Genomic DNA, 15,829 nt, shown 5'->3' on the forward strand with positions numbered 1-15,829 from the left:
CGCTTTTTGTACCGTAACGGTGCAATGAAAATCTTATCTATGCACCGAACGTTGCCTAGACCACGATCAACCCTTCGCTGAGGGCACGGGCCACCGCGTGGGTGGTATTCAGGGCGCCCAGCTTGTGGCGGGCCGCTTCGATGTAGACACGCAGCGTATGCTCGGAAATCTTCATCTCATCAGCGGCTTGGGCACGACTGAGCCCCTTTGCCAGGCAGGTGATTGCCCCCAATTCCCGTGGGGACAACGCCGGTTTGCTTACGGCATCTTCACCTAGCTCGAACTCCAGCGCCTTCTTGTTGAATTCGTGCGCTATGATGATCAGATTCTGCGATTGCGCGTCCACGAAATCAGCCCACTCGTTATCCGAACAAGAGTGGTTGACCGTGAAAAGCGCGAACTGTCCTTGCGGTCCACGGACGGGAATCGAGAGCCCCTGATTCCCTACACCGTAAACGATTGCGTCCTCGAACATGGCCCGGGCCGCCTTGGACGACCAATCGAGCTGTTTCCATTCAACCGGGTGGAACCTTTGGAAACACCCGAAAATCACCGGGTCCATCCGCAGGTAGTTCATTTCCAGGTACCGGTCGACCCATTCGGATGAATATGTCCCGCATCCGAACCGTTCGCCCACGCTATTGACCCAGTGATAGACAACGTGAGTGATGGCCAGGGTATCGCGCAAGTCTTCGCTGGCGCGCTGAAGATCTTCAAGCGCGTCCGCCTGCCGCACGCAGGAAACGATTTGCTCCAGCAACACATCCATTTGTTAATGCCGCCGGCGGCATATCCCCTTCTAAATTGGCAAGCTCTGCCGCCGCAACCAGCCTTGCGTCGTCGAGCTGCTCTGCCAAAACGTCCAGTTGGTTGCTCACAGCGTAGGAACGCAGATCGCTCAGGACGTCCAATATCCATTCGTTTTTCATGTTACCCTCAGAATTAGTGAGCTTGGAAGCACAAACACAACTTTAGACAGAACTACTTTTAAAACTATTCGCTTTTTGCACCTCCCCAGAAATAGCGAGGCGGGATTTTGCAAGTATCTGAAAGAAAATCGGATGCGTATGCATTTCACGGTCAAGCTGGCGAACGTGGCGATTCGCATCCAGGGCCGACTCGGGGGCATACTCCACCACCGGTTGTTCTGGAAAACACAGGGCGGCGCAAAAGAAAAGGCCGCCCCGATGGACGGCCCTTTCAATCATCTGTGATGTGGATCAGCCGCGTGCGTCCAGCGCGTCTTCAAGCGTGCGCAGCCCGGTGGTCGGGGCCTGAACCAGCACCGACATGTTGCCGGGTTTGTGTTCGTTCTTGTACATCTTCATGTGCGCATCGGGGATTTCATTCCACGGGAACACTTCGGACATATAAGGATCGATCCGACGTTCGATCATCAGCTTGTTGGCTGCAGCCGCCTGTTTCAGGTGGGCAAAGTGGCTGCCCTGCAGGCGCTTTTGGTGCATCCAGATATAGCGCACGTCGAAGGTGCAGTTGAACCCGGTGGTGCCGGCGCAGATCACGACCATGCCGCCCTTTTTGCAGACAAAGCTGGACACGGGGAAGGTCGCTTCACCGGGGTGTTCGAACACGATGTCGACGTTGTTGCCCTTGCCGGTGAATTCCCAGATCGCCGCGCCGAACCTGCGCGCTTCCTTGAACCAGACGGCGTATTCGGGCGTGTTCACCGTGGGAAGCTGGCCCCAGCAGTCGAAATCCTTGCGGTTGATCACGCCCTTGGCGCCCAGGCTCATGACAAAGTCGCGTTTGCTTTCGTCGCTGATCACGCCGATCGCGTTGCCGCCGGCCGCGTTGATCAGCTGGATCGCATAGGAGCCCAGACCGCCCGACGCGCCCCAGACCAGAACGTTCTGCCCAGGCTTGAGTTCGTGCGGGTGGTGACCGAACAGCATCCGGTAAGCGGTGGCCAGCGTCAGCGTGTAGCACGCGCTTTCTTCCCAGGTCAGGTGCTTGGGACGGGGCAGAAGCTGCTGCGCCTGAACGCGGGTGAACTGGGCAAAGGACCCGTCGGGCGTTTCATAGCCCCAGATGCGCTGGCTGGGCGAATACATCGGATCGCCGCCGTTGCATTCTTCGTCGTCGCCATCGTCCTGGTTACAGTGGATCACCACTTCATCGCCGACTTTCCAGGCCTTGACCTTGTCGCCCACGGCCCAAACGATGCCAGCAGCGTCGGACCCTGCGATGTGATAATCCTGTTTGTGCACGTCAAACATGCTGACGGGAACGCCCAGACCGGCCCAGATGCCATTATAGTTGACGCCCGCGGCCATCACCAGAACCAGCACTTCGTGGCTGTCGATCTGGGGCACGTCGACCACTTCGACCTGCATCGCCTGTTTCGGCTCGCCCTGACGGTCCCGGCGGATTGCCCAGGCATACATCTGTTTGGGCACGTACCCCATCGGGGGCATCTCGCCGATTTCATAGAGATCTTTCTCGGGCGCGTCATAGGGCGCGATTCCGGGTTCGGTGTCCAAGGCCATCGGGTCCATCCTTCATTGCCGCGCCGCAGAATCGGCGCCGTATCTGCCAAGTGAAATATAATCGGGCGCGCAATATTGCAACCCTATCAGGGCGTGGTTTGAAATATTATGACCGAGCAACTGCAGAAACTTTGAGAGACCACTGGCCCGGCCCACTGGCCCTACCCCATGGCCCCGACCCCGCCGCCTGACGAAACAAGTATAGCACCCGCCCCCTGTTTTCACGCATAGTAATGACGAGCTTTCGACACATGCCGCGTCGCGGCGAATTGACTTTGGTACAAAATTTTTCCAGAACGACGCAAGACGAAAGAAAATTGCTCGACCGATTCAGCGAGGCCGCCATGACTGCACCAAACAAAGACCGCCCCTGGCTCTTCCGCACCTATGCGGGCCACTCGACGGCCAAAGCGTCGAACGAACTGTATCGCGGCAACCTGGCCAAGGGGCAGACGGGCCTGTCTGTCGCCTTCGACCTGCCCACCCAGACCGGGTATGACAGCGATCACGAACTGTCGCGCGGCGAAGTCGGCAAGGTCGGCGTGCCGGTCACGCATCTGGGCGACATGCGGGCGTTGTTCGAAAACATCCCTCTGGAAAAGATGAACACCTCGATGACGATCAACGCCACCGCCCCGTGGCTGTTGGCGCTGTATATTGCGGTGGCCGAAGAACAGGGCGCCGATGTCAGCAAGCTGCAAGGCACGGTGCAAAACGACATCATCAAGGAATACCTGTCGCGCGGCACGTATATCTGCCCGCCAAAGCCCAGCTTGCGGATGATCACCGATGTCGCCGCCTACACGCGCGAACACCTGCCCAAGTGGAACCCGATGAACGTCTGTTCCTATCACCTGCAAGAGGCCGGTGCCACGCCCGAGCAGGAATTGGCCTATGCGCTGGCCACCGCCATCGCGGTGCTGGACGATCTGAAGGACAAGGTCGCGCCCGAAGATTTCCCCGAAATGGTCGGCCGGATCAGCTTCTTCGTGAATGCGGGCATTCGTTTTGTCACCGAAATGTGCAAGATGCGCGCCTTTGTCGAACTGTGGGATGAAATCACCGCCGAGCGCTACGGGGTGCAAAACCCCAAGTACCGCCGGTTCCGCTATGGGGTGCAGGTCAACAGTCTTGGCCTGACCGAACAGCAGCCGGAAAACAACGTCTACCGCATCCTGATCGAAATGCTGGCCGTAACGCTTTCGAAAAAGGCCCGCGCCCGCGCCGTTCAGCTTCCCGCCTGGAACGAAGCTTTGGGCCTGCCACGCCCGTTTGATCAGCAGTGGTCGCTGCGCATGCAGCAGATTCTGGCCTATGAAACCGACCTGCTGGAATACGAAGACCTGTTCGAAAACAACCCCGCCGTAGACCGCAAGGTCGCCGAACTGAAAGCGGGCGCGCGCGCCGAACTGGACACGCTGGACGGCATGGGCGGTGCGGTGCAGTCGATCGAATACATGAAATCGCGCCTGGTCGAAGCCAACGCAGAACGCATCACCCGCATCGAAGGCGGCGAAACGGTGGTGGTCGGTGTGAACCGGTGGCTTGAGGCCGAACCATCGCCGCTGACCACGGGCGAAGGGTCGATCATGAAATCCGACCCAAAGGCCGAAGCCGATCAGATCGACCGCTTGAACGCCTGGCGCGCCCAGCGCGACGAAACAGCGGTGAAGGACGCGCTCGCGCGTCTGCGCGAGGCCGCGAAATCGGGTGCCAATGTCATGCCCGCATCGATCCAGGCGGCCAAGGCCGGCGCCACCACCGGCGAATGGGGCGACGTGGTGCGCAGCGTCTTTGGCCAGTATCGCGGCCCGACCGGTGTGTCGGCCTCGCCCAGCAACCGGACCGAAGGGCTGGACGATATCCGCGACGCCGTGGCGGCCTGCTCGGGGCGGCTGGGGCGCAAGGTCAAGTTCCTGGTCGGCAAGCCGGGGCTTGATGGCCATTCAAATGGCGCCGAACAGATCGCCGCGCGCGCCCGCGACGTGGGGATGGAAATCAGTTACGAAGGCATCCGCCTGACCCCGGCCGAAATCGTCGCCGCCGCACTGGCCGAAGGGTCCGACGTGGTGGGCCTGTCGATCCTGTCGGGCAGCCATATGCCGCTGATCAAGGAACTGATGGACCGCATGCGCGAGGCCGATCTTGGCCATGTGCCCGTGGTTGTGGGCGGCATTATCCCCGAAAACGACGCGCAGGCGCTTTTGGGCATGGGTGTGGCCCGCGTCTATACGCCCAAGGATTTCGAACTGAACCGCATCATGTTCGACATCGTCGCGCTGATCGATCCGCAGGCCGAAGCCGCCGAATGATTTGCCCGCCGCGGCGCGTCATGGCACAGTATCGCCATGGCGCAAGTGGCAAGACATCTTCGCATCACCGGCCGCGTGCAGGGCGTGGCCTATCGCGCCTGGACCCATGGCATGGCCACACAGCTTGGCCTGTCGGGCTGGGTGCAGAACCAGCATGACGGGTCGGTCATGGCACTGGTGGCCGGTGGCGACGCGGCGGTCGACAAGATGATTTCCGCCTGCTGGGGCGGGCCCGGCGCGGCCCAGGTCAGCGACGTTCAGGTCACCCCTGCCGATCCGCCCGACACGCCCGGCTTTACTATCCTGCGCTAAGCGGTTGCCCTTCGCGGCTCAGCCGATACTCTGACCTGGCAGCAACTCAGGAGCGCGCGCATGCCCACCCCCCATATCGGAGCCAACCCCGGCGACATCGCTGAAACGGTCCTTTTGCCCGGCGATCCGCGCCGCGCCAAATGGGCTGCGGAAACCTTTCTTGACTCGCCTGTTCTGGTGAACGAAGTGCGCGGCATGCTGGCCTATACCGGCACCTGGCAGGGCAACCGCGTCACCATCCATGGCACCGGCATGGGCATGGCGTCACTGTCGATCTATGTGAACGAGCTGATTTCAGAATACGGCGCGCAGACCCTGATCCGCATCGGATCGTGCGGCGCAATGCAAAAAACGGTCAAGGTGCGCGACGTGATCATCGCGATGACCGCCAGCACCCTGTCCACCCCGTCGCGCGGCATCTTTCGCGAGCTGAACTTTGCCCCCTGCGCCGATTATGGCCTGCTTGAGGCGGCCGTCGCCGCCGCCCGCGCCAAGGGGACCGACACCCATGTGGGCGGGATCTATTCGTCAGACGTGTTTTACGACGAACGCCCGGACCTGACCGAAATCATGACGCGCCACGGCATACTTGGCGTGGAAATGGAGGCGGCCGAGCTGTACAACCTTGCAGCGCGCCATGGACGCCGCGCGCTGGCGGTCCTGACCGTGTCCGACCACCTGCTGACCCAGGAAGCGCTGCCGGCCCAGGACCGCGAACGCACCTTCGGCGACATGGTGGAAATCGCTCTGCAGGCGGCCTTCGCATGAGCCGTCCCAAGCGCAGATTCGGCGACCGCCAGGTCTGCGCCATCGGCTTTGGCGCCATGTCCTTTGCCGGGTTCTTTGGCGCTGCGGACGACGACGTGTCTATGGCCACGCTGGCCGCTGTCGTGGACGCGGGCATCGATCATTGGGACACCGCGAATATCTACGGCATGGGGCGCTCGGAACAGATCATCGGGCGCTATTTTTCCGAAGTTGGCGATCCGGGCGTACATCTGGCGACCAAGGCCAGCATCATCCCCGGCCCCCCGCGCCGCTTTTCCAATGATCGTGACCACCTGCGCAGCGAACTGGACGGCTCGCTGAAGCGGTTGAACCGCGACAAGGTCGACCTGTTCTACGCGCACCGAAAAGAAGCCGAACGCCCGATCGAAGAGCTGGCCGAAACCATGGCCGGCCTGATCGATGAGGGGCTGATCGACGGCTACGGCCTGTCCGAGGTGTCGCCCGGCACGATCAAGCGCGCCCATGCGGTGCATCCGGTCACGGCGGTGCAGAACGAATATTCGCTGTGGACGCGCCTGCCCGAACTGGGCGTGATCCAGACCTGCGCCGCCCTTGGGATCACCTTTGTGCCCTTTTCGCCCGTGGCGCGCGGGGCGTTCGGGCGGCACAACGTCAACCCCGCCGAATGGGCCGATGGCGACTTTCGCAAGGCCATTCCCCGCTTCATCGAACCAAACTGGTCGCTGAACCGGCAAACCATCGACGCGCTGCGCGATCTGGCGACGGCCAAGGGCGTGACCCTGCCCGCCCTGGCGCTGGCGTGGATCCTGTCGCGCAACGATACGATGGTGCCGATTCCCGGCACGCGCACGGCCGAGCATATGCGCGATTGGCTGCCCGCCCTGGACATGACGCTGACCAAGAACGATCTGGCCCAGATCGACCGGATCGCCCCGGTCGGCTGGGCTTATGGCGACCGCTATTCAGAGGCGGCGAACATCGGGCCGGAACGCTATAGCTGACCGGCGCCTTACGCCTCGTAATAGGCGTACATCTGTTCGATTGCACTGAGCTGGCGCTCGGGCCGCGGGGCGGGTGTCTGGGGGGCGTAGTAGGCATCGCTCTCGGGCCAGATGATCGCGGCCTGCTTGGCCAGTTTGGGATCATGGTTGGACATGGGACTGTCTTTCGTTAGTAGCTCTCCCTACCGCATGACCTAGTCATGACGGCAGCGATCCACATCCCATAATCGGGCAATCCCGGCATGATCTGGGTGCAAGCAACCGCCCGGATCAGGGCAGGCGCGTGACCTGGCGCGTGATCGTGTCAACCGACCAGCGGGTGACTTGCGTGGGGCAGCAGCGCGGCTCGTTCGGGCCCAGCATCGTGGTGGTGATTTCGACCCTGCCGGGGAAAAACCGTGCCTCGCGCGGGGACGTTCCGTACAGGCCCTCAACCGGGCCGGCGAACACCCATCCGCCTTCGATGTGATGGAACAACCCGACGTTCAGCATGACCGCGTTGCCGCCCACGCGGTTGCCGTAATAGTGAAAGCCCAGGGCCACGTCTGCGGCGGCCGGGTTCATGTTGTCGGGAAAAAGTTCGGCCGGACCTTCGCCCGGCCGAATATCAAGGCCCTGTCGGGCCAGCGGATCGATAAAGCGCCACGCAGTCTGGGCGGCGTCCTGCGCGCCCGCCAAAGCGGGCCACAGCGCCAGCGCCAGAACCGCCAGCCGCCACATCACACGACCCGGTCAACCATCATGTGCTTGATCTCGGCGATGGCTTTTGCCGGGTTCAGACCCTTGGGACAGGTCTTGGCACAGTTCATGATCGTATGGCAGCGATACAGCTTGAACGGGTCTTCCAGGAAATCCAGACGCTCGCCGGTCGCTTCGTCGCGGCTGTCGATGATCCAGCGATAGGCATGCAGCAGTGCCGCCGGCCCCAAGTATTCTTCGCTGTTCCACCAGTACGACGGACAGGCCGTGCTGCACGAGGCGCACATCACGCATTCATACAGCCCGTCCAGTTTCTTGCGATCCTCGATCGACTGGCGCCATTCCTTGGCCGGACGATTCGTCTTGGTTTCCAGCCACGGCATGATCGACGCGTGCTGCGCATAAAACAGCGTGAGATCCGGGATCAAATCCTTGACCACCGGCATGTGCGGCAGCGGGTAAATCCGGACATCGCCCTTGATCTCGTCCAGCCCATAGATGCAGGCCAGCGTGTTGATCCCGTCGATGTTCATCGCGCAAGATCCGCAGATGCCTTCGCGGCACGAGCGGCGGAAGGTCAGCGTGGGGTCGATCTCGTTCTTGATCTTGATCAGCGCGTCCAGAACCATGGGGCCGCATTTGTCCATGTCGATGAAATAGGTATCGACGCGCGGGGTTTGCCCATCATCAGGGTTCCAGCGATAGATCTGGAACTTGCGGACGTTGTTGCCGTCCGGCTTGGGCCAGGTCTTGCCAGTCGTGATCTTCGAGTTCTTGGGGAGCGAAAATTGAACCATGTCGTATCTCCTTAGAACGTCCGCGCTTTGGGCGCGATTTTCTTGAGGCTGATGCCGCCTTCGGATTCGCTGGACAGCGGATCGGTGATGACGGGGCGGTAGGACAGCGTGACCTTGTTGCCATCAACGCGCGACACCGTGTGCACGCGCCAGTTTTCGTCGTCACGCGCGGTGTGGTCTTCCATCGCGTGGGCGCCGCGGCTTTCCTTGCGTGCCTCTGCGCCCACGATAGTGGCCAGCGCATTGGGCATCAGGTTGGTCAGTTCCAGCGTTTCCATCAGGTCGCTGTTCCAGATCAGGCTGCGGTCGGTGACGGCCAGATCGCCCAGCTTGGCGGCGATCGCGGTCATCTTTTCGACGCCTTCCTGCAGCGTCTTGTCGGTGCGGAACACTGCGGCGTCCTGTTGCATGGTGCGCTGCATTTCCAGCCGCAATTCGGCCGTCGGCGTGCCGCCCGATGCGTTGCGCAGCGTGTCGAACCGGTCGAACGCCTTGTCGACGCTGGCCTTGTTCAGTGTCGGGTTCGGGGCCGACGCATCGACAATTTCGCCTGCGCGGATGGCCGCGGCGCGGCCAAAGACCACCAGGTCGATCAGCGAATTCGATCCAAGGCGGTTCGCGCCATGCACCGAAGCACACCCCGCTTCGCCCACCGCCATCAGGCCCGGCACAACCTGGTTCGGTTTGCCTTCGGTCGGGTTCAGAACCTCGCCCCAGTAATTCGTCGGGATGCCGCCCATGTTGTAATGCACGGTCGGCAGAACCGGGATCGGTTCCTTGTTCACGTCAACCCCGGCGAAGATCTTTGCGCTTTCCGAAATGCCCGGCAGGCGTTCGGCCAGCGCTTCGGCGGGCAGGTGATTGAGGTTCAGGTGAATGTGATCGCCGTGTTCGCCCACACCGCGCCCTTCGCGGATTTCCATCGTCATCGACCGGCTGACATAGTCGCGCGGCGCAAGGTCCTTGTACTGGGGCGCATACCGCTCCATGAACCGTTCGCCTTCGCTGTTGGTCAGATAGCCGCCTTCGCCGCGGGCGCCTTCGGTGATCAGGCAGCCCGAGCCGTAGATGCCGGTGGGGTGGAACTGCACGAATTCCATATCCTGCAGCGCCAGGCCCGCACGGGCCACCATGCCGCCGCCATCACCGGTACAGGTGTGCGCCGACGTGGCGCTGAAATAGGCGCGCCCGTAGCCGCCCGTGGCCAGCACGACCATCTTGGCGTTGAACACATGCATCGTGCCGTCGTCCAGCTTCCAGCAGACGACGCCCTGACATTGCCCATCGTCCGACATGATCAAGTCGATGGCGAAATATTCGATGTAGAATTCGGCGTTATTCTTCAGCGACTGACCATAGAGCGTGTGCAGGATCGCGTGGCCGGTCCGGTCGGCGGCGGCGCAGGTCCGCTGCACCGCGGGGCCTTCGCCAAATTCGGTGGTATGGCCGCCAAAGGGGCGCTGATAGATCTTGCCTTCTTCGGTCCGGCTGAAGGGCACGCCATAGTGCTCAAGCTCATAGACCGCCTTGGGCGCCTCGCGGGTCAGGTATTCCATGGCATCGGTGTCACCCAGCCAATCAGACCCTTTCACCGTGTCATACATGTGCCACTGCCAGTGGTCGGGGCCCATGTTGCTCAGCGATGCGGCGATACCGCCCTGGGCCGCCACCGTGTGCGAGCGGGTCGGGAACACCTTGGTCACGCAAGCGGTGCGCAGACCCTGTTCGGCCATGCCCAGCGTGGCGCGCAAGCCAGCGCCACCGGCGCCCACGACAACCACGTCATATTCATGGGTTTCGTATTCGTATGTAGCAGTCATTGTTTTTGATCCTTCCCGCGCATCAAAGGGCGAGTTTGGCCAAGGCAAACAGCCCCGCCGCCATCATCGTGTAGACCACCGCGGAGGCCGCGATCAGGGTCAGTTTGCGGGCCGTGCCGCCGATGTAGTCTTCGACAGCCTCTTCGATTTCCATCTTGATGTGGTTCAGACCCACGATCAGGCCCAATGCCATGATGATCGCCGGAACCGGACGGGCGAAATAGGCCAGCACGCCCTCGTAGCTGCGGCCAAGCGCGCAGCCAAAGGTGATGATCAGCAACGGCATCAGCACGACCATCAGGATCGACGATACCAGCATTTTCCAGTGGTGCTCGGTGCCCTTGCGGCCGGCGCCCAGCCCCTCGGCGCGTTTGCGGTCAGTGATGTAACGCATGGCTCGGCCCCCCTACAGCACGATAACGGTCAAAATGGCCAGCACGCTCGCCCCGGCGAACATGGCCCAGCCCAGTTTTTCGGCGGTCTCCAATTCCAGCCCATAGCCGAAGTCCCAGATCACGTGGCGCAGGCGGCCCAGAACGTGATACCAGATCGCCCAGGCGGCCAGCAGCCATACCAGCGTGCCGAACCAGCTGCGCAGCAGCCCGTCAACAGTGGCGAAATATTCGGCGCCGGTGGCGGCGGCAAACAGCCACCAGATCACCAGCAGCGCCGATCCCAGCGACGCAATCGCGGTGATGCGGATCATGATTGACGACATCGACGTGATCTGCGGCCGGTAATACGGGCCGATCATGAAGGGCGAGAGCGGGCGGTTGCCCTGGTTGACTTCAGGCATGGCGTGTCCCTTTTCGCTAGGTGCGCGCTCGGTGCGCGCGGCACATTGCTTTTCACGTGTATTAGCGCCTTTCTTTCGGGCGAGTCACTAACCGTGAGCGTTATCAGAGGCAATTTTTGTCTCTGATGTGAACATTCTCGGTCGATGTGATCACACCCGCGCCAAACGTGATCACATATACCGGAAAGCCCGGGTAAAAACCTCGGGTTTTTGGGGGGCTTGGCCCGCATCCTGCCCCGATTGCCCGGAAAAAATGTGATCACAAAATGCGGTGCGGGTTGCGCCTGCGCGCCGGCGCGGGGCCTTTTTGCACCCCGATTTGCCACGGCGACCAGCGTTTTGGGCCACAGCTTGCAATAGATCGGGGCAAACCGGCCTGCATTTCGACCAATTGGATGACGGCGGTTTCAACCCCGTATCGGTCGGCTGTTTCGGGTACGGGCCAACCTGTCGCGGCTTGGATCGGGGCATGGGTCGCGGCGGCGCTGCCGCATCGCCGCGGCCCTCGCGCGCGCCCACCCCGCGGCGCAGGCCAGCGGGCTGACCGTCGGCCGCAGTTGCGCCGCAGTTTCCTGGTATCTGGTTATCGAGCCCTCAAGTACCGGGGCGGCAGATTACCGGGTCATCCGATTACTGGGGCATCAGCGCCCAGTAATCCAGATCCAGCAGCACGTCGGGCAGGTATTTTCCATCCTCGCCCTTCAACGCAAAGTCCGGCGCGCCGTGTTTGGTGGCGACCAGCCGCAGGCGAATCGCGCCGACGCCCGGCGCGGGCGTGTCGGCTTTGTCCAACACCTCGCTCCAGGCGCGCACCGTATCGCCCGAGAAGCACGGGTTGGCATGTGCGCCCGCGTTCAAACCGACGATCATCTGCGCGTTGGCCAGCCCGTTAAAGCTCAGGGCGCGGGCCATGGAAATGATGTGACCGCCATAGATCAGGCGTTTGCCGTCCTCGCGGTTGGTGGCGTCGAAATGCACCTTGGCCGTGTTCTGCCACAGGCGCGTGGCCAGCATGTGCTCGGCCTCTTCGATGGTCACGCCGTCCACGTGGTCGATCTTTTCGCCCACCTCGTAATCGCCCCAGCGGTGCGGCTCGCCGGCCTGGGTGAAATCGTAACCCGAAAAATCCAGGCCCTCGGGGATCATCAGATCGCCGGCATCGACGCTCTTGGCCAGGTCGGGGATCACGGTGGCGGGCGCGTCGGCATCCAGATCGCGCTTGCGCACCATCACCCAGCGCACATATTCCATGACCGTTTCGCCATGCTGGTTGGTGCCGCGCGTGCGCACGTACACCACGCCCGATTTGCCGTTTGAATTCTGCTTCAGCCCGATCACTTCGGACGATGAAAGCAGCGTATCGCCCGGCCAGACCGGTTTCAGCCAGCGCCCTTCGCCATAGCCCAGGTTCGCCACCGCGTTCAGCGAAATATCCGGCACCGATTTGCCGAACACCACGTGAAAGGCGATCAGGTCATCCATCGGGCTGGCAGGCAACCCGCTGGCCTGCGCAAACGCGTCCGAGGAATAGAGCGCATGGCGCGCCGGGTAGAGCGCGTGATACATCGCCCGCTCGCCCCCCGATACGGTGCGTGGCACAGCATGCGCGATCACGTCGCCCAGCCGATAGTCTTCGAAAAAGCGGCCCGCGTTGGTCTTGCCCATCAGAATTCCCCCAGATTCACTTCGGGGAAATAGGTCCCCTCGCCGTCTTTGATCACCGCCTGCCCGCAGCGCATCTTGCCCGTGTCGGGGCATGGCGCATAGACGGGCGAGCCGAACAGGCTCCACCCTTCGTTCAGGGCCTTGGTGACCTTGTGGCAAAACTCCGACGTGTCGTCGCCGGTCAGGAAACGATAAGCTCTCATGCAGTTACCTCGGGAATGGGTAGTAGCCCAGCCACCAGTGCACGGCGGCAAGGACGATAAAGACAACGATGGAAATCACGAACAGGCGCACATCGCCCGCCGCAGATCCGCCGTCATAGGGGACATAGCTGTGAACCTGCCGGTTGATCAGCGTCATTTCCACCAGCGCCCAGGCGATCATCGATCCGAACAGCACCAGCGACGCCAGATCGCCGTTCACCAACAGGTGCGACACGCCCCACAACAGCGTACCGATCAACATCGGGTGACGCATCCGCGCGCGCAGGCGGGATTTGGAATTGCCCACGCCAAACAGCAGCACCGCAATGAACATCAGCGTGTTGTTCAGATGCACACCCCAGCTGGGCGGGGCATAGACAAATATTTCGTCGCTGGCGCGATAGCCCAGCACCATGAGCACCAGCCCGATCGTCACCCCGGCGGCGACCAGACCCTTGCCCGCATTCCCCATCGCTTCGCGGCGGGCGGGGGCAATGCGTTTGAACAGGTGCGGAAGGATCCACAAAAGGATCCCGATAATCAGTAGCGACGACATGGCGAAGCCTCCTCAGGCTTGTTGAGCTTCCAAGGCGGCAATCGCCTCGGCCTTCGCCAGAGTGGCCTTAGCTGTGGCCACGTGCAAGTTTTCCACGATCTTGCCATCCACAACGGCAACGCCCTGCCCGGTTTTCTCGACCTCGTCGAAGGCGGCGATCTGGCGGCGGGCCAGGTCGATTTCGTCTTCGGTCGGGGCGAAGGCTTCGTTGGAAATGGCCAGCTGGGCCGGGTGGATCAGCGATTTGCCGTCAAAGCCCATGTCGCGCCCCTGGGTGCATTCGGCGCGCAGCCCGTCTTCGTCCAGGTATTTGTTGTACACGCCGTCGATGCAGATCAGCCCATAGGCGCGCGCGGCCAGCAGGCACAGTTGCAGCGATGTCTGCAGCGGGGCGCGATCGGCGGGGGTGCGACAGTTCAGTTCCTTGACCAGATCGTTGGTGCCCAGAACGAAGCCGGCCATGCGCGGGTGCGATGCGATTTCGGCGGCGTTCAGCATCCCCAGCGGGGTTTCCATCATCGCCCAGAGCGGCACGTCGGGGATTGCGGCGGCCAGCTCTTCGACGTCCTTGCGGCTGTTGACCTTGGGCAGCAGCACCCCGTCGATGTCCAGCCCGGCCAGCGCGGCCACATCGTCGCGGCCCCAGTCCGTGTCAAACCCGTTAACGCGCACGATACAGGCGCGCGGGGCATAACCGCCGCCCTTCAGCATCGCCACCAGCGTGGTGCGCGCATCGTCCTTGGCATCGGGCGACACCGCGTCTTCAAGATCGAACAGGATGGCATCGCAGGCCAGCCCCTTGGCCTTTTCCAAGGCGCGTTCCTTGGAACCGGGGATGTACAGGCACGAGCGATAGGCGCGAGGAGCGTCGGACATGATTCTTCCTTCCGGGTAATAATGTTGCGTTCTGGTGCACTCTTGCGCACCAATTGGCAAGGGTGGATTGGCCGCATTGCAGAAAACCTTGCCCGCCCGTGGGTTACGCGCCGCGTTGCGTGCGAACCTTGCGTTAACCAATATTTTCCACCCTCTGGGCCATTCTCTTACCACCGTCGGATGGAGGGAGAGCCAGAATGGCACATCCGGCTGCATTGTTCAGCGCCCCAAAACGGGGCCACGCAACAGGAACAGGAGACGTGACATGAAATATGTACTGACAGCCCTGACCCTCGCCGCAGCCACTCTGTCCACACCGGCCGCGGCGGCGAACCAGTGCGCAAAGCGCGACCAGGTCGTGACCCGGCTGGAAACCAAATACGGTGAAACCCGTCAGTCGATCGGCCTGGGTGCCAATAATGGCGTGGTCGAGGTGTTTGCCTCGCCCGATACCGGCACGTGGACGATCACGGTGACGATGCCATCGGGCGTGACCTGCCTTGTGGCCAGCGGCCAGGCGTTTGAAACCCTGGCCGAAGCCACCGTGATCCCCGGGTCGGACACCTGATCGCATCGCGCCAGATCGCGGTCACGGCGGGCCCCGGTTGCGCGAAACGGTCCCTTAAAACGGCCCCCTGAAACGACTCCCTGAAACGCCCTAGCTCAGCGCGTCGAAAATCAGCTTGGCGCCGGTCGCCAGCAGGAACACATAGGTCAGCCCAAAGAACAGCTTTTCGGGCACCTTGTTGTGCAGCCTGTAGCCCAGCCAGACGCCGGCCAGCGCCACCGGCGCCAGGATCACGATGGCGACAAACATCTGGCTGCTGAACAGGCCCAGCGCGGCATAGGGCGGCACCTTCAACAGGTTGACCAGCCAGAAAACGATCACGCTGGTGGCTTGGAACGTCGTTTTGTCCAGCGGGCGTGACAACATATAGACCGACGCCGGCGGCCCGCCCGCATGGCTGACGAAACTGGTGAACCCCATTGCGACCCCCGCGATCGTGCCGCCCACAGGGCCCATCGGGCGTCTGAGCGGGCGCAGCAGCCCGGTCTGGCGCGCCAGCTGGAACGCCACGAACGCCACCGCAACCACCCCGATCAACAGGCGAAACAGGTCCGGATCGGCCGCGCGGAAAAACACCGCGCCCAGCGCGAGCCCCGGCAGCGACGCCAGCATCAGCAGCCGTGCCTCATGGCGCGACCACTTGCGCCAAAACGCCTTCATCGCCCCCACATCCATCACCATCAGCAGCGGCAGCATCAGCGCAACCGCCTGCTCGGGCTCAAGAATCAAGGCCAGCAGGGGGGTTGCCGCAAAGGCAGCCCCCGACGCAAATCCGCCCTTGGAAATCCCCGCGAATAGCACCGCAGGGACGGCGATCAGGAAAAAGGTCAGGTCCAGTACCACAGCGCCACCCACATGATTTTCCCCAGAATTCAGGGGCCTTAGCGGTAAGTTAGCGATAACGCCACCCCCCGCAAGCCCCGCCCGCCCCACGCGCCACCCTTGCGTGTGCACCCGCAGAACGCTA

General features: G+C 62.3%; 20 protein-coding genes. 6 read left to right on the plus strand and 14 right to left on the minus strand.

All coding sequences use genetic code 11. The annotated features are described in order from the left end of the window. Positions 1-55: 55 nt before the first annotated feature. Complete coding sequence (locus ACP2AV_RS05570) at positions 56-769, minus strand: helix-turn-helix transcriptional regulator (protein WP_426371695.1); 714 nt, start codon at positions 767-769, stop codon at positions 56-58. Then, positions 714-929 (minus strand): hypothetical protein, encoded by a 216-nt coding sequence (locus tag ACP2AV_RS05575; RefSeq protein WP_426371696.1) that lies wholly within the window; start codon positions 927-929, stop codon positions 714-716. Before ACP2AV_RS05575 ends, ACP2AV_RS05570 begins: the two co-directional genes overlap by 56 nt. A 138-nt stretch (positions 930-1,067) precedes the next feature. Between ACP2AV_RS05575 and ACP2AV_RS05580 the strand changes: the two genes are divergently transcribed. Further along, complete coding sequence (locus ACP2AV_RS05580) at positions 1,068-1,214, plus strand: hypothetical protein (protein ID WP_426371697.1); 147 nt, start codon at positions 1,068-1,070, stop codon at positions 1,212-1,214. 6 nt (positions 1,215-1,220) lie between these two features. On the opposite strand, the gene ccrA is transcribed toward ACP2AV_RS05580, so the two are convergent. Beyond that, positions 1,221-2,507 (minus strand): crotonyl-CoA carboxylase/reductase, encoded by a 1,287-nt coding sequence (gene ccrA, locus ACP2AV_RS05585; protein ID WP_426371698.1) that lies wholly within the window; start codon positions 2,505-2,507, stop codon positions 1,221-1,223. A gap of 344 nt (positions 2,508-2,851) precedes the next feature. Here ccrA and ACP2AV_RS05590 point away from each other — a divergent pair, with 344 nt between their 5' ends. From ACP2AV_RS05590 to ACP2AV_RS05605, 4 genes are read left to right on the plus strand one after another with little or no spacing between them, the layout of a single operon-like run. Then, a complete protein-coding gene (locus ACP2AV_RS05590) occupies positions 2,852-4,819 on the plus strand; it encodes a methylmalonyl-CoA mutase family protein (RefSeq protein WP_426371699.1) in 1,968 nt (655 codons plus the stop codon). 36 nt (positions 4,820-4,855) lie between these two features. Then, positions 4,856-5,131 carry an acylphosphatase gene (locus tag ACP2AV_RS05595; RefSeq protein ID WP_426371700.1) on the plus strand — a complete coding sequence of 92 codons (276 nt, stop codon included), beginning with the start codon at positions 4,856-4,858 and terminating at the stop codon, positions 5,129-5,131. A 60-nt stretch (positions 5,132-5,191) separates the two neighbouring features. Further along, positions 5,192-5,899, plus strand: a complete 708-nt coding sequence (gene deoD / locus ACP2AV_RS05600; RefSeq protein ID WP_426371701.1) for a purine-nucleoside phosphorylase — start codon at positions 5,192-5,194, stop codon at positions 5,897-5,899. Then, entirely contained in the window at positions 5,896-6,882 is a 987-nt protein-coding gene (locus tag ACP2AV_RS05605; protein WP_426371702.1) for an aldo/keto reductase, read from the plus strand. Before deoD ends, ACP2AV_RS05605 begins: the two co-directional genes overlap by 4 nt. 8 nt (positions 6,883-6,890) lie before the next feature. Here ACP2AV_RS05605 and ACP2AV_RS05610 read toward each other — a convergent pair whose 3' ends face one another. From ACP2AV_RS05610 to ACP2AV_RS05655, 10 genes are all read right to left on the minus strand, one after another. Beyond that, positions 6,891-7,037 carry a hypothetical protein gene (locus ACP2AV_RS05610; RefSeq protein ID WP_426371703.1) on the minus strand — a complete coding sequence of 49 codons (147 nt, stop codon included), beginning with the start codon at positions 7,035-7,037 and terminating at the stop codon, positions 6,891-6,893. Between the two features lie 115 nt (positions 7,038-7,152). Beyond that, on the minus strand, positions 7,153-7,602 hold the full coding sequence (locus ACP2AV_RS05615) for a hypothetical protein (protein WP_426371704.1): 450 nt from the start codon (positions 7,600-7,602) through the stop codon (positions 7,153-7,155). Beyond that, positions 7,602-8,378, minus strand: a complete 777-nt coding sequence (locus tag ACP2AV_RS05620) for a succinate dehydrogenase iron-sulfur subunit (protein ID WP_426371705.1) — start codon at positions 8,376-8,378, stop codon at positions 7,602-7,604. Before ACP2AV_RS05620 ends, ACP2AV_RS05615 begins: the two co-directional genes overlap by 1 nt. Positions 8,379-8,389: 11 nt before the next feature. Beyond that, on the minus strand, positions 8,390-10,198 hold the full coding sequence (sdhA, locus tag ACP2AV_RS05625) for a succinate dehydrogenase flavoprotein subunit (RefSeq protein ID WP_426371706.1): 1,809 nt from the start codon (positions 10,196-10,198) through the stop codon (positions 8,390-8,392). Between the two features lie 22 nt (positions 10,199-10,220). After that, positions 10,221-10,592: a succinate dehydrogenase, hydrophobic membrane anchor protein gene (gene sdhD, locus ACP2AV_RS05630; protein WP_426371707.1), complete on the minus strand. Its 372-nt coding sequence runs from the start codon at positions 10,590-10,592 to the stop codon at positions 10,221-10,223. 12 nt (positions 10,593-10,604) lie between these two features. Beyond that, the gene (gene sdhC / locus ACP2AV_RS05635; protein WP_426371708.1) at positions 10,605-10,994 is read right to left on the minus strand and encodes a succinate dehydrogenase, cytochrome b556 subunit; all 390 of its coding nucleotides are present in this window, start codon (positions 10,992-10,994) and stop codon (positions 10,605-10,607) included. A gap of 630 nt (positions 10,995-11,624) precedes the next feature. Beyond that, on the minus strand, positions 11,625-12,659 hold the full coding sequence (locus tag ACP2AV_RS05640) for a MaoC family dehydratase (RefSeq protein ID WP_426371709.1): 1,035 nt from the start codon (positions 12,657-12,659) through the stop codon (positions 11,625-11,627). Continuing rightward, positions 12,659-12,862 carry a DUF1737 domain-containing protein gene (locus ACP2AV_RS05645; RefSeq protein ID WP_426371710.1) on the minus strand — a complete coding sequence of 68 codons (204 nt, stop codon included), beginning with the start codon at positions 12,860-12,862 and terminating at the stop codon, positions 12,659-12,661. The genes ACP2AV_RS05640 and ACP2AV_RS05645 overlap by 1 nt, the downstream gene beginning before the upstream one ends. Before the next feature lie 4 nt (positions 12,863-12,866). After that, complete coding sequence (locus tag ACP2AV_RS05650; protein ID WP_426371711.1) at positions 12,867-13,418, minus strand: NnrU family protein; 552 nt, start codon at positions 13,416-13,418, stop codon at positions 12,867-12,869. Between the two features lie 12 nt (positions 13,419-13,430). Beyond that, complete coding sequence (locus ACP2AV_RS05655) at positions 13,431-14,294, minus strand: HpcH/HpaI aldolase/citrate lyase family protein (protein WP_426371712.1); 864 nt, start codon at positions 14,292-14,294, stop codon at positions 13,431-13,433. 265 nt (positions 14,295-14,559) lie between these two features. Between ACP2AV_RS05655 and ACP2AV_RS05660 the strand changes: the two genes are divergently transcribed. Further along, positions 14,560-14,862: a hypothetical protein gene (locus ACP2AV_RS05660; RefSeq protein WP_426371713.1), complete on the plus strand. Its 303-nt coding sequence runs from the start codon at positions 14,560-14,562 to the stop codon at positions 14,860-14,862. 90 nt (positions 14,863-14,952) lie between these two features. Here the strand turns inward: ACP2AV_RS05660 and ACP2AV_RS05665 are convergent, their stop codons facing one another. Next, complete coding sequence (locus ACP2AV_RS05665) at positions 14,953-15,717, minus strand: sulfite exporter TauE/SafE family protein (RefSeq protein WP_426371714.1); 765 nt, start codon at positions 15,715-15,717, stop codon at positions 14,953-14,955. Between the last annotated feature and the right edge of the window lie 112 nt (positions 15,718-15,829).

The sequence above is a fragment of the Aliiroseovarius sp. PTFE2010 genome (assembly GCF_049943335.1).
Taxonomy (GTDB): Bacteria; Pseudomonadota; Alphaproteobacteria; order Rhodobacterales; family Rhodobacteraceae; genus JBNFVY01.

What these genes read in the sequence shown, in the direction of transcription:
- ACP2AV_RS05605 (WP_426371702.1), top strand. Translation starts at nt 5,896, where the DNA reads ATGAGCCGTCCCAAGCGCAGATTCGGCGACCGCCAGGTCTGCGCCATC.
- ACP2AV_RS05620 (WP_426371705.1), bottom strand. Translation starts at nt 8,378, where the DNA reads ATGGTTCAATTTTCGCTCCCCAAGAACTCGAAGATCACGACTGGCAAG.
- ACP2AV_RS05595 (WP_426371700.1), top strand. Translation starts at nt 4,856, where the DNA reads ATGGCGCAAGTGGCAAGACATCTTCGCATCACCGGCCGCGTGCAGGGC.
- sdhA (WP_426371706.1), bottom strand. Translation starts at nt 10,198, where the DNA reads ATGACTGCTACATACGAATACGAAACCCATGAATATGACGTGGTTGTC.
- ACP2AV_RS05650 (WP_426371711.1), bottom strand. Translation starts at nt 13,418, where the DNA reads ATGTCGTCGCTACTGATTATCGGGATCCTTTTGTGGATCCTTCCGCAC.
- ACP2AV_RS05570 (WP_426371695.1), bottom strand. Translation starts at nt 769, where the DNA reads ATGGATGTGTTGCTGGAGCAAATCGTTTCCTGCGTGCGGCAGGCGGAC.
- ACP2AV_RS05580 (WP_426371697.1), top strand. Translation starts at nt 1,068, where the DNA reads ATGCATTTCACGGTCAAGCTGGCGAACGTGGCGATTCGCATCCAGGGC.
- ACP2AV_RS05615 (WP_426371704.1), bottom strand. Translation starts at nt 7,602, where the DNA reads ATGTGGCGGCTGGCGGTTCTGGCGCTGGCGCTGTGGCCCGCTTTGGCG.
- deoD (WP_426371701.1), top strand. Translation starts at nt 5,192, where the DNA reads ATGCCCACCCCCCATATCGGAGCCAACCCCGGCGACATCGCTGAAACG.
- ccrA (WP_426371698.1), bottom strand. Translation starts at nt 2,507, where the DNA reads ATGGCCTTGGACACCGAACCCGGAATCGCGCCCTATGACGCGCCCGAG.
- ACP2AV_RS05610 (WP_426371703.1), bottom strand. Translation starts at nt 7,037, where the DNA reads ATGTCCAACCATGATCCCAAACTGGCCAAGCAGGCCGCGATCATCTGG.
- sdhD (WP_426371707.1), bottom strand. Translation starts at nt 10,592, where the DNA reads ATGCGTTACATCACTGACCGCAAACGCGCCGAGGGGCTGGGCGCCGGC.
- ACP2AV_RS05640 (WP_426371709.1), bottom strand. Translation starts at nt 12,659, where the DNA reads ATGGGCAAGACCAACGCGGGCCGCTTTTTCGAAGACTATCGGCTGGGC.
- ACP2AV_RS05655 (WP_426371712.1), bottom strand. Translation starts at nt 14,294, where the DNA reads ATGTCCGACGCTCCTCGCGCCTATCGCTCGTGCCTGTACATCCCCGGT.
- ACP2AV_RS05660 (WP_426371713.1), top strand. Translation starts at nt 14,560, where the DNA reads ATGAAATATGTACTGACAGCCCTGACCCTCGCCGCAGCCACTCTGTCC.
- sdhC (WP_426371708.1), bottom strand. Translation starts at nt 10,994, where the DNA reads ATGCCTGAAGTCAACCAGGGCAACCGCCCGCTCTCGCCCTTCATGATC.
- ACP2AV_RS05590 (WP_426371699.1), top strand. Translation starts at nt 2,852, where the DNA reads ATGACTGCACCAAACAAAGACCGCCCCTGGCTCTTCCGCACCTATGCG.
- ACP2AV_RS05575 (WP_426371696.1), bottom strand. Translation starts at nt 929, where the DNA reads ATGAAAAACGAATGGATATTGGACGTCCTGAGCGATCTGCGTTCCTAC.
- ACP2AV_RS05645 (WP_426371710.1), bottom strand. Translation starts at nt 12,862, where the DNA reads ATGAGAGCTTATCGTTTCCTGACCGGCGACGACACGTCGGAGTTTTGC.